This window comes from Pseudomonas lactucae (assembly GCF_016937615.1).
Taxonomy (GTDB): Bacteria; Pseudomonadota; Gammaproteobacteria; order Pseudomonadales; family Pseudomonadaceae; genus Aquipseudomonas; species Aquipseudomonas lactucae.
Window position 1 is genome coordinate 1 of record NZ_JAFHKI010000159.1, and the last position, 10,741, is coordinate 10,741.

Here is a 10,741-nt window from a genome sequence, read left to right on the forward strand (position 1 = left end):
GGGGGTGAGCATGTTGACCAGTTCATAGACCAACAGGCCGGCCAGCAGGCTGGGCAGTAGTTTGAGCGGCAGGACCAGCAGCAATCCGCCGAAAATAATGATGTAGCTGGCCAGCAACAACACATGACGCTGAGGAAACGTTGGCATACAGCCTCAAAACGAACGGCGTTAAAGGATGGGCAGTCTGCCAGCGTTCCAGAAATCAAGCGAGAGCTGAAGGTGAGAATGCGATCAAGTGTGGGAGGGGCGGTGCGACGATTCGACTTGCTCCCACAGTTGTTTTCCAGCGCCTGCTAAATCGGGATCAGCCCTTGAGGCAGGTGCTCATGAAGGTCTTGCGCGCATCACCAGTCAACGCCTTGGTTTTTGCCGACGCGTTGCAATCCTTCATTTTCTGCTGCTGCGGGGTCAGGGTCTTGGCGTCATTGGCCGCCGGGGCCGACAGGCAGGTCTTCATGAAAGCCTTGCGCTCGTCGCCTTTGAGCGTCTTGGTGGTGGCTTCGGCATTGCAGGTGGTCATTTTGTTTTGCTGGGCAGTGGCGGCAAAGCCTTGGGAACACAGGAGCAGGCCCATCATCAATAACGGAATACGCAGCATCTTCATGGAGTTTTCTCCCTATTACCACGCCGAGGGGTGTGGCCTTTCGAGAGTGTAGCCAAATCCTGTTACACCTTCCCGCAATCCCCGCTATTAACACGCTCAACCTGGGCGCGGCGTGCCGGCTACACCCCGGCGGCCTTTAACCTCTGCGCATGCTCCACAAACAGGCGAATCGGCTCGGCACCCTTGCCCACCAGCCCCAAGGACTGGTTGACGACATCGAAATGGTCCAGCGCGTAGTCATCAGCAATCACCCGCCCCAGGTGTGAACTGTAGCGCCCGACCATGCCGTCGCACTGGCCTTTTTCGCGCACAAAACTGCGCGCGAACAAACGGCAGCTGCGGTTGGTCCCGTCGAACAGGTTGCGGCCACGGTCGGTGATGCCCGGCTGCAACGTGCCGGACCAGGAGTAATAGCGCACGCCATTGACCAGCTCGGCGCCCTGCCCGCCCCACGTCTCGGGCAAGCCCTGGGGGTATTGGCGATTGAACAGCGCCACGCCTTCGCGCGTCAGCGACAGGTGCGAGGCGCGCAGGTCGGCCTTGAAACGCGGCCCCCGATAGCCGGTTTCCAGCACGCCCATCACCCAGGCGACCAGATGAAACAGCGCGCTCATGAGGCGACCCTTGGCGCCGTCGACGGGGTAATGCGCATGGATATGGTCCGCTAATTCAGAACCGTGGTTGGGTCCGGCAACCGACGTCACCGACGCCACCCACTCCGGGCGTCTGGCCGCCGCGTAACGCGCGGTGAGCGCGCCCTGGCTATGCCCGATCAGGTTGACCTTATCGGCGCCGGTTTCAAGGCGAATGCGCTCGATCTGCACCAATAACTGCTCACCGCGCACTTCGCTGGAGTCCAGCGGCGCCACCTGCACGGGAAACACTTGCGCCCCGCCCGCTCGCAGCGCCGGGACGATGCCGTACCAATAGGGAAACCACCCCAGGCGCACGAAGCCGAGCATGCCGGGCACCAGCACCAGGGGATAACGCGTGGCTGACGACTGCGCCATGAAACAAACGTCCTTGATCACAAAAGGATGAGTGCAGCGTAGCCGCCGCGCACGACGCGCTTATGACACATGCGGCTAAATCCAATAAAACTTTTTGCTCTGCGCAAGACTCACAACCTGGAACGATCACGCCGGCAGAGCGTGGCGTAAAACCGGATTAGCCCCAGGAGATTGAAATGACTCAAGCCCAATTGACCGACGTCGCCACCCTGCGCAGCCGCGCCCGCCAGAACGTCGAAAATGGCGCCGTGACCGAAGGTTACGACGCCGACCGCCAGGAAATCATCCGCTTGCTCAACGAGTCGCTGGCCACCGAGTTGGTCTGCGTGCTGCGCTACAAGCGTCACTACTTCATGGCCAACGGCCTCAAGGCCGGCATCGCCGCCGATGAGTTCCTGGAACACGCGACCCAGGAAGCCGAACACGCCGACAAGCTGGCCGAACGCATCGTGCAACTGGGCGGCGAACCAGAGTTCAACCCCGACCTGCTGTCGAAGAACTCACACGCGCAGTACGTCGCGGGCAACACCTTGAAGGAAATGGTCTTCGAAGACCTGGTGGCCGAGCGCATCGCCGTGGACAGCTACCGCGAGATCATCCAGTACATCGGTGACAAAGACCCGACCACCCGCCGCATCTTCGAAGACATCCTGGCCCAGGAAGAAGAACACGCCGATGACATGGCGGACATCCTGCAGGATCTGTAACACCTGAGGTGGGAGGGGCCTCGCCCCTCCCACAGTTGAATCTGTGTTTCGTCAGTCAGCCCTTCACGGTTTTCGGCGCCTTGCCTTCCTTCATCTGTTGCAGCAGCGGCGCGCATTCGTTGGGCTCTCCACCGCTGGGCGCGACCAGCGCAAGTAACCCAGCGGCAGGCCCGGCAATCACGCCCAGCGCCACCATGCCTGCGCCTCGCAGCGCCAATGGAATGGCTTTGACCCCGGCATTGGGCTTGATGAACGGCCCGTTCACGTACAGCGGCGAGCGCAGCGAAAACAGGCGAAAGCCCTTGGACTCCGGGTTGATGGTCAGGTCCAGTTGCTCGGTGGCCATGTTCGCCGTGCCATCGATGTAGATGATGGCGTTCTCGGTATCGAACACAAACAGCCGTGTGGTTGCCAGGCCGGTCTTGATGCCGAAGTCCGCGGCGGCGCAGTTGATCTTCACCTCCTTGTCGCCGAACAGGCGGCCCACCACGTAGTTGCCCACGTTGAGACCGGCGATTTCCATCAGCCCCCGGCTTATCGCGCCGTCGTTGATCAGCATTTTCAAGTCACCGTTGCGCTGCCCAGCAGCGCCGCGACGAGTTGCCGCGCCCGGCAATATCGGCGTCGCCGTTGAGCTCACCGAAGCTGGTCTTCATGGGTTCGAAGGTCGGGAACAGTTGCTTGAGCTTGAAGTTACGCGCGGTGAGTTTGGCGCGGCCCTCCATTGGTGTGATGCGGCCGTTCAAGCGAATCTGCGCATCGAGCTTGCCACCGGCCACGCCGAAGCGCAGGGGCACAAGGCTCAGTTCACCGTCGTTGAGCGCCAGGTGCGTGTAGAGATCGGTGAAGGGCAAGTCGGCGCTGTGCACAATGCGCTTGCCGGTGAATTCCACGTCGGCATCCATGTCACGCCAGCGCTCGGTGCGGAACTCTTCCACCGGCAGCACTTTGGTCGCCGGTTGTTTGCTTGCTCCGCCACGGGCCTTTTGCTTGGCGTTGGAATCGGCGCCGATCAGGGGCGCAAGGTCAGCCATCAGCAATTGGTTGGACACCAGCGCGCCGCTGAGTTTGGGCCGCGGCTGGCTGGCGACGTAGGCGAGGTTGCCGTGGATGTCGCTGTTGCCGATCTTGCCGTTGAAATTCTCATAGCGAAATGACGCGCCATCGGCTTCGTGCAATTTGGCGATCAGGTGACCATCGGTGGAATACGCCGGCGAATCCGGCAGGGTCACGCCGGTCAGCGGGTACAGGTTGCCCAGGCTTGCGCCTGCCAGTTTCAGGCGCAGGTCGAGGGCGCCAAGGTTGCGCGGGTCGGTCAGGGTGCCGGCCAGAGCGATGCTGGTGTCAGCGATGTTCACCTGGGCCTGCAGCGGGAATGGCTTGGCCGCGTCCTGCAGGGCAAGCAGGCCGCCGATCTTGCCGGCGCCGTCGAGTTTCTGGCCGTGGTACTGGCCTTTGACCTTGAGGCCAAACGCGTAGTCCTGCGGCGCGGCGCCTTTTTCCAAGGCCTTTTTGGCATCGGCGTCGCCGACGATCTCACCGAAAGGGATGGGTTTGCCCAACGGGTCGACGATCACATCGAGTTGGGTCTTGAGGGTTTGGTCGTCGAGCGTCACATGGCCCTTGTCGAAACCGATGGCACCAATGTCCACCACCCAGTTGGAAGGCTCGGCGTCCGGGTCCTTGGGGTCGAACTCAAAGGTCCAGTTGGCGCGGCCGTCGGCCAGGCGCTGCAACTCGGCGCTCGGCTCGGTGAGGTCGATACGCGGGATGACCACGCGCTGCACCAGCAGGGCCAGGGGCGAAATGCGCAGTTCAACTTTCTTGAGCGTGACCATTTGCGGTTTTTTCGACCAGTCGGGGTTGCCCAGGGTCAGGTCTTGCGCAATTACGTGAGGCCACGGCACCCAGGCGCGCCAGCCGCCTTCATCGGGCTCGCGCCGCCACAGCACGGCGAGGTCGCCATTGATAGCGAACGGACGATGCAGCTCTTCGGAGACTTTGGCGTTGAGGGGCGGTTTGATGCGATTCCAATCAAAAAACACCAGGAACAACACGGCGACAGCGATTAACAGAACGAAGCTGGCGCAGATCCAGGCAACGATTTTACGGGTGCGCGTCATTGCACAAGGCTCCTCAACACGGCTAGCAGAACGACTGTTCATAAGGGTACGACTGGCAAACCGCCTGGGGGTTTAGCTCTGCGGTCAATTTAATCGCAAAAAGCCATTTTCCTGATCGACCAGACACATTCAATCATCAACGGCGCACCATTGTTACCCGGATGCGTGTCGAAAATACCCACCCCGGTGCAAAACCGCGTGCTTGAGAGGCGCGTTCTAGAGCCTCTGCCGAGAACAATCAATTCTGTTGATTATTACCATTGTGTTTATGAACTTTTATATCGACTTATCGAGAGTAGCATTAGCCCCGTACCCACTTTATCGCCCTCCCAAGGAGCAACCCATCATGAAACGCCAAGTACTCGCTACCGTTCTACTGTCCATCCTGGCTTCCAGTGCCTTTGCCCTGCCAGCCGCCGAACAAGTCACCCCACAAGTCAAAGCCGACGCCGCGCACTTCAACCAGACCCTGGCTCGCAGCGGCTCGCAAGAAGACGAGAACCGTGACTACGCCAAAGGCGCCGTCGCTGAAAGTGGTTCGGACCGCGCCAACAAACGTGCTTACGCCGAAGGTGTGACCGAAAATGGCCGCAACCGCCTGGAACAGAAAGGCCTGGTTGAAGGTGGTGCTGACCGTCTGCTGGAACGCAACGCTGTCGCCGAAGGTGGTGCTGACCGTCTGCAAGAACGCAACGCTGTCGCCGAAGGTGGTGCCGACCGTCTGCTGGAACGCAATGCTGTCGCCGAAGGTGGTGCTGACCGCCTGGAAGAAATGCATCAAGCACAGAGCTAACCCAGTGGTGGCCCAGAAAAAAGCCCGGTCAGTCGATCGGGCTTTTGACTTTTTGCAGTAAACGTCACGTCTCCCCCCGCCAAGTTCGACGCCAGCGAAGCGGTTTTGCTAGAGTGCGTCGCTGTACTTGACCACAAAGCTCGCCCGCCCATGCTGCCCCGCGCCGAACAAAAGCAACAGACCCGCCTCGCCCTGATGGACGCAGCCCGCCATTTGATGGAGTGTGGCCGTGGGTTTGGCAGCTTGAGCCTGCGTGAAGTGGCGAAGACGGCCGGCATCGTTCCCACCGGGTTTTACCGACACTTTGCCGATATGGACCAGCTTGGCCTGGTACTGGTGAGTGAGGTCGGGCAGACCTTCCGCGCCACGATTCGCCTGGTGCGCCACAACGAATTCGTGATGGGCGGCATTATCGATGCCTCGGTGCGGATCTTTCTCGATGTGGTGTCGGCCAACCGCTCCCAGTTCCTGTTCCTGGCCCGCGAGCAATACGGCGGCTGCCTGGCCGTGCGCCAGGCCATCGCCGCCCTGCGCGAGGACATCACCCGCGACCTCGCTGCCGACCTGACGTTGATGCCCAAGCTGCAGCACCTGAATGCCGACGGCCTGCACGTGATGGCCGACCTGATCGTCAAAAGTGTGTTCGCCACCCTCCCCGACATCATCGACCCACCGCCTCACGCCCTGCCTGCCCACCTCACGCCCCAGGCAAAAATCACCCAGCAACTGCGGTTTATCTTCATCGGCCTCAAACATTGGCAAGGGCTGGGCAGCACCGAATAGACGATCAGCCCTGCGTATGAAAACGCTTGGCGGTGGTGTAGTGCTTGTTCCAGTAACTATTGCTCAGTGAATCGATACGCACGTTTTTGCCGGTGCGCGGCGAATGGATGAATTTGCCCTCGCCAATATAAAGGCCGACATGGCTGACCTGACCGCGTCCGTTCCCCTTGAAAAACACCGCATCGCCGGGCTTGAGCGCGCTGCGCTTGATAGTGGAGGCCGTTGACCGGTGCATTGCCGCCGTGGTGCGCGGGATTTTGATATTGGCCTGGGTCTTGAACAGGTAGACCAGCAAGCTGCTGCAATCAAACCCTTGCTCCACCGAATTGCCGCCCCACTTGTAAGGCGTGCCCAGCAACTCGTGTGCGCGGTCGATCACGTCGTCGATGGAAGATGACGGCAGGCTGCGCAGCGAGGAGCCGAAGTCGGCCCGAGGTTGATAGTTAGCCGACGCCGAAGTGACAACGAAAGGCAGGCTGGCCAGGATGAGATAGAGAAATGACTTGATCATGATGAACGTCGCAGTGGGTTAAACACGGCGCACAGACTAATGATCGACTGGGCAAGGGCTTGAACGCGAAATCCTGAGTAGGTGTAGGAAATATCCCAAACGCCCACAGGGAGTGCATCGCAGGCCTTGGCGCACCAATCTGGTTCACGTCAGAAATTTCCCGCGCCCTGTTTGGTGGCATCAACGCGCTTATCCACAGGCGTTTGCGGTACCCCGGCACGGTTGGCAAGCCCCTTGCTCTAGCTGTTTCATCGCTCATAGCTGGAAGCTTCCTGATGCTGGTGATCCACCACCGAATCGCCCCCCAACCCCTCTGGGCCGCTGAGTTGCTGCTGAATTTCGAGGCCCGCAGCAAAAGCCGCCTGCGCTGTTTCAGTGCCGACGGTGAAGACGTCGGTCTGTTCCTGGAGCGCGGTCAGCCACCGCTGCATGATGGTGAATTCCTACAAGCTGAAGACGGACGTGTCGTACGCGTGTGCGCCCGGCCTGAACAACTGCTGCATGTCACCTGCGCCAGCGCCTTTGAACTGACCCGCGCGGCCTATCACTTGGGCAACCGCCATGTGGCGTTGCAGGTCGGGGATGGCTGGTTGCGCCTGCTCGATGATTACGTGCTCAAGGCCATGCTCGAACAGCTGGGCGCCCATACCGAAACCCTCGAAGCGCCATTCCAGCCGGAACACGGTGCCTATGGCGGCGGTCATCATCATTCGCGCCATGGCGATGAAGACTTCAACTACCCGCCCAAGCTGCATCAGTTCGGCGTGCGGGTATGAACCCAGCCTGGGCGCTGCTGCGTCTGGCCAGTCCGCAATTGCCGATTGGCGGCTACAGCTATTCCCAGGGCCTGGAAATGGCGGTGGACGATGGCCGCGTGAATGACGCAGCTAGCGCCCGCCGCTGGATCAGCGACCAGCTGCTGCTCAACCTTGCACGTTTCGAGGCGCCGTTGCTGCTTGCCCATTGCCGCGCCGCGGCCGAGCAGGATTGGCCGACGCTGGCGCAACTGTGCCAAGCGCATCAAGCCAGCCGCGAAACCCGCGAGTTGTATCAGGAGAGCCGCCAGATGGGCTATTCCCTGCAGCAGTTGCTCAGTGGCTTGCCGGAACTGGACGACGCAGCCCGCAGCTTTCTTGAACAACGCCGTGAGCCGCATCTCGCCTTGGGCTGGGCCCTGGCCGCGCGCGCATGGGCCATCAGCCCCGATGACGCCCTCGCCGCCTGGTTGTGGAGCTGGCTGGAAAACCAATTGGCCGTGCTGATGAAAACCCTGCCCCTGGGCCAGCAGGCCGCCCAGCGGCTGACCAGCGAACTGCTGCCGCTGCTGCAACAAGCCCAGCAGGATGCCGCTCGCATCGACCCCCAGCATCTGGGCAGTGCCGCTTTCGGTCTGTCCCTGGCGTGCATGGCCCATGAGCGCCAGTACAGCCGCCTGTTCCGTTCCTAAGACTTTTTGGAGAAGCACATGAACACACAACCTCTGCGCGTCGGCATCGGCGGCCCGGTCGGCTCCGGCAAGACCGCCCTGACCCTGGCCCTGTGCCTGGCCTTGCGCGACCGCTACAACCTGGCGGTGGTGACCAACGACATCTATACCCGCGAAGACGCCGACTTCCTGGTGCGCAACGAGGCCCTGGCGCCGGAGCGCATCATCGGCGTGGAAACCGGCGGCTGCCCGCACACAGCAATCCGTGAAGACGCCTCGATCAACCTGGAGGCGGTGGACCAGCTCAACCGCCGCTTCCCCGGCCTGGACCTGATTCTGGTGGAGTCCGGTGGCGACAACCTGTCGGCGACCTTCAGCCCGGAACTGTCCGACCTGACCATCTATGTGATCGATGTGTCGGCCGGTGACAAGCTGCCGCGCAAGGGCGGCCCGGGGATCTGTAAATCCGACCTGCTGGTGATCAACAAGATCGACCTGGCGCCGTTGGTCGGCGCCTCGCTGGAACTGATGAACAGCGACACCCAGCGCATGCGCAACGGCAAACCCTTTGTGTTCAGCAACCAGAAAACCGGCGTCGGACTGGATGACATCGTCGCCTTTATCGAACGCCAGGGCTTGCTGACCGCTGCATAAATCAACCCATAAGGAATCTGCTCATGAGCCTCAACAAACTCTTCGCAGCCGCCGCCTTGCTGCTCACCCCGGCCCTGGCCTTCGCTCATCCGGGCCACGGCGACAACGGCCTGGTGGCCGGTATCAGCCATCCACTGGGCGGCATCGACCACTTGCTGGCCATGCTCGCGGTCGGCCTGTGGGCGGCGCAGCAAAAAGGCGCTGCCCGCTGGGTGCTGCCGTGCACCTTTGTCGGCACCCTGCTGATCGGCGGCATGCTGGGCTTTGAAGGCCTGGCGTTGCCGGCGCTGGAAAGCGGGATTGCCACCTCGGTGCTGGCCCTGGGCCTGGCCGTCGCGCTGGCGGTGCGCCCGCCCTTGTTCATGGCGGTGGGCGCGACGGCGTTGTTTGCGCTGTTCCACGGTGTGGCGCATGGCTTGGAGCTGCCGGACATGACCAGCCCTTGGACGTATGCGGCGGGGTTTGTCGGTGCGACTGCGGTATTGCACGCGGCAGGTTATGCGCTGGTGCGTTGGCTGCCGGCTGCTGCGGCACCGCTGGTGCGGGTGGCTGGGGCGGCTTCGGCGGTGACTGGGGCTTGGTTGCTGGCGGGCTGATTTGCGGCGCTATTAAGGGCCTCATCGGGGGCAAGCCCCTCCCACACTTGAATGCATTCCAAAGTTGGAACTCAGTTGAATGTGGCAGGGGGCTTGCTCCCGATAGCGGTCTCAAAACCAACATCTACCTCAAGCCTGCTACCATGCGCGGCAAACACCCCTGCCGTGACGACGCCAGCCAATGCCCATCGCTTCCCCGCCTGCCTTGAATACCGTGCTCACGCACTTCCACACGCTGATCGTGCCGCTCTGGCAGGGCCCGGGCTGGAATGCCGACCTGGCACTGCCCTACGAGGCGCTGGACGCCGATCACCGGCCTTTGCCCCCACAACGTTACCGCGCCATGGCCTGCGCCCGGCAGTTGTATCTGTTCGCCAGCCTGATCGGCGAGCCGGGGGCCGCGTTCGCCGAAGAGCGCGCCGCAGCGCTGTTCCGCTCTCTGCAACGGCACTTCCATGACGCCGAGCACGGCGGCTGGTTCTACAGCATCGACCCGGCCGGGCAGCCGCAGGACAAACGCAAAGACCTCTACACCCACGCCTTCATCATCTTCGCCTGCGCCCATTACTGGGCCAAGGTGCGTGAGCCGTTGGTAGAGTCGGTGCTCAATGCCGCCCTGGAAGTGGTGGCCCAGCGTTTCGCCACCGGCGATGGCCTGTACGAGGCCGTGCTGGAGCGCAATTGGTCGTCCCTCAAGTCGGGCCCGCTGCAAAACCCATTAATGCACCTGGCCGAAGGTTTCCTCGCTACCCTCGCCGTACGGGCAGACGCCGACGTGCAGGCCGCCCTGCTCAACCTGGCGACGGCCATGCAGCAGCGCTTCATTGATCGCCAGCACGACGTGATGATGGAGAAACCGCTGGGCGCTGTGGATAACTGGTTTGAACCGGGGCATCAGTTCGAGTGGTTCTTTTTGCTGGAATCGTCGGCGGTGCTGCGCGGCACAGCGCTGCATGCCTCGCTGACACGGGCGTTTGCCTACGCCGAGGAAACCGGTGTGGATAAGTCAAGCGGTGCGGTCAGCGGCATGCTCGCCCTCGACGGCAGCGTGCGCGACGGTACTCAACGGATCTGGGCTCAGGCCGAATACCTGCGGGCGTTGACCTTGCGGCCTGGCAGCGAGCCGGTGTTGCAGCGCCAATTGCTGGCGCTGCAGCAGCATTTCCTGCATGAACAAGGCTGGCATGAATGCCTGGATGCCGATGGCAAGGTGAGTCGGCGGGATATGCCGTCGACCACGCCGTATCATTTGGCGACCTGCTATCAGGGGCTGATCCGGCATCTCGGCTGATCTTCAGGGCCTCATCGGGGGCAACCCCCTCCCACATTCGACCGAGTTCCAATTTTGGAATGTGATCAAATGTGGGAGGGGCGGTGCGACGATTCGACTTGCCCCCCCCACACAAGCCCTCATACCACAATTGGTTCTGTGTCAGACGCCGAACTGCTCGCGGTACGCCCGTACTGCCGGCAAATGCTGCTTGAGCTGCGGGTCATCTTCCAGGAACTGCAACACCTGGTTCAACGACACGAT

Annotated in this window: 11 protein-coding genes and 2 pseudogenes; 8 read left to right on the forward strand and 5 right to left on the reverse strand. The window is 61.7% G+C overall.

What is annotated here, in order from left to right; genetic code table 11:
* Positions 1 to 304: 304 nt before the first annotated feature.
* A complete protein-coding gene (locus tag JWR98_RS25005; protein ID WP_017849707.1) occupies positions 305 to 604 on the reverse strand; it encodes a PsiF family protein in 300 nt (99 codons plus the stop codon).
* 119 nt (positions 605 to 723) lie between these two features.
* Complete coding sequence (locus JWR98_RS25010) at positions 724 to 1,614, reverse strand: esterase/lipase family protein (RefSeq protein WP_078731347.1); 891 nt, start codon at positions 1,612 to 1,614, stop codon at positions 724 to 726.
* A 176-nt stretch (positions 1,615 to 1,790) separates the two neighbouring features.
* Between JWR98_RS25010 and JWR98_RS25015 the strand changes: the two genes are divergently transcribed.
* Positions 1,791 to 2,321: a ferritin-like domain-containing protein gene (locus tag JWR98_RS25015; RefSeq protein ID WP_078731346.1), complete on the forward strand. Its 531-nt coding sequence runs from the start codon at positions 1,791 to 1,793 to the stop codon at positions 2,319 to 2,321.
* A 55-nt stretch (positions 2,322 to 2,376) separates the two neighbouring features.
* Here the strand turns inward: JWR98_RS25015 and JWR98_RS25020 are convergent.
* Positions 2,377 to 4,444: pseudogene (locus JWR98_RS25020) on the reverse strand (AsmA family protein).
* A gap of 346 nt (positions 4,445 to 4,790) precedes the next feature.
* Between JWR98_RS25020 and JWR98_RS25025 the strand changes: the two are divergent.
* Positions 4,791 to 5,237, forward strand: a complete 447-nt coding sequence (locus JWR98_RS25025; protein WP_078731344.1) for a hypothetical protein — start codon at positions 4,791 to 4,793, stop codon at positions 5,235 to 5,237.
* A gap of 150 nt (positions 5,238 to 5,387) precedes the next feature.
* A complete protein-coding gene (locus tag JWR98_RS25030; RefSeq protein WP_003171415.1) occupies positions 5,388 to 6,020 on the forward strand; it encodes a TetR family transcriptional regulator in 633 nt (210 codons plus the stop codon).
* 4 nt (positions 6,021 to 6,024) lie between these two features.
* Here JWR98_RS25030 and JWR98_RS25035 read toward each other — a convergent pair whose 3' ends face one another.
* Positions 6,025 to 6,531 (reverse strand): C40 family peptidase, encoded by a 507-nt coding sequence (locus tag JWR98_RS25035; protein WP_078731343.1) that lies wholly within the window; start codon positions 6,529 to 6,531, stop codon positions 6,025 to 6,027.
* A 275-nt stretch (positions 6,532 to 6,806) separates the two neighbouring features.
* Between JWR98_RS25035 and ureE the strand changes: the two genes are divergently transcribed.
* The 5 genes from ureE to JWR98_RS25060 all read left to right on the forward strand — a co-directional run bounded on the left by ureE (position 6,807) and on the right by JWR98_RS25060 (position 10,498).
* Positions 6,807 to 7,307, forward strand: a complete 501-nt coding sequence (gene ureE / locus JWR98_RS25040; protein WP_078731342.1) for an urease accessory protein UreE — start codon at positions 6,807 to 6,809, stop codon at positions 7,305 to 7,307.
* Complete coding sequence (locus JWR98_RS25045; protein WP_205491483.1) at positions 7,304 to 7,978, forward strand: urease accessory protein UreF; 675 nt, start codon at positions 7,304 to 7,306, stop codon at positions 7,976 to 7,978. The genes ureE and JWR98_RS25045 overlap by 4 nt, the downstream gene beginning before the upstream one ends.
* 18 nt (positions 7,979 to 7,996) lie before the next feature.
* Entirely contained in the window at positions 7,997 to 8,611 is a 615-nt protein-coding gene (gene ureG / locus JWR98_RS25050) for an urease accessory protein UreG (protein WP_017526387.1), read from the forward strand.
* Positions 8,612 to 8,634: 23 nt separating this feature from the next.
* Entirely contained in the window at positions 8,635 to 9,207 is a 573-nt protein-coding gene (locus JWR98_RS25055; protein WP_205491485.1) for a HupE/UreJ family protein, read from the forward strand.
* A 181-nt stretch (positions 9,208 to 9,388) separates the two neighbouring features.
* Complete coding sequence (locus JWR98_RS25060; RefSeq protein WP_205491487.1) at positions 9,389 to 10,498, forward strand: AGE family epimerase/isomerase; 1,110 nt, start codon at positions 9,389 to 9,391, stop codon at positions 10,496 to 10,498.
* Positions 10,499 to 10,639: 141 nt separating this feature from the next.
* Here JWR98_RS25060 and pyrE read toward each other — a convergent pair.
* Positions 10,640 to 10,741 (reverse strand): annotated as a pseudogene (gene pyrE / locus JWR98_RS25065) (orotate phosphoribosyltransferase); the annotation flags it as partial.

Excerpts from the sequence above, each read along its gene's own strand:
- JWR98_RS25005 (WP_017849707.1), bottom strand. The coding sequence starts at position 604 with ATGAAGATGCTGCGTATTCCGTTATTGATGATGGGCCTGCTCCTGTGT.
- JWR98_RS25010 (WP_078731347.1), bottom strand. The coding sequence starts at position 1,614 with ATGGCGCAGTCGTCAGCCACGCGTTATCCCCTGGTGCTGGTGCCCGGC.
- JWR98_RS25015 (WP_078731346.1), top strand. The coding sequence starts at position 1,791 with ATGACTCAAGCCCAATTGACCGACGTCGCCACCCTGCGCAGCCGCGCC.
- JWR98_RS25025 (WP_078731344.1), top strand. The coding sequence starts at position 4,791 with ATGAAACGCCAAGTACTCGCTACCGTTCTACTGTCCATCCTGGCTTCC.
- JWR98_RS25030 (WP_003171415.1), top strand. The coding sequence starts at position 5,388 with ATGCTGCCCCGCGCCGAACAAAAGCAACAGACCCGCCTCGCCCTGATG.
- JWR98_RS25035 (WP_078731343.1), bottom strand. The coding sequence starts at position 6,531 with ATGATCAAGTCATTTCTCTATCTCATCCTGGCCAGCCTGCCTTTCGTT.
- ureE (WP_078731342.1), top strand. The coding sequence starts at position 6,807 with ATGCTGGTGATCCACCACCGAATCGCCCCCCAACCCCTCTGGGCCGCT.
- JWR98_RS25045 (WP_205491483.1), top strand. The coding sequence starts at position 7,304 with ATGAACCCAGCCTGGGCGCTGCTGCGTCTGGCCAGTCCGCAATTGCCG.
- ureG (WP_017526387.1), top strand. The coding sequence starts at position 7,997 with ATGAACACACAACCTCTGCGCGTCGGCATCGGCGGCCCGGTCGGCTCC.
- JWR98_RS25055 (WP_205491485.1), top strand. The coding sequence starts at position 8,635 with ATGAGCCTCAACAAACTCTTCGCAGCCGCCGCCTTGCTGCTCACCCCG.
- JWR98_RS25060 (WP_205491487.1), top strand. The coding sequence starts at position 9,389 with ATGCCCATCGCTTCCCCGCCTGCCTTGAATACCGTGCTCACGCACTTC.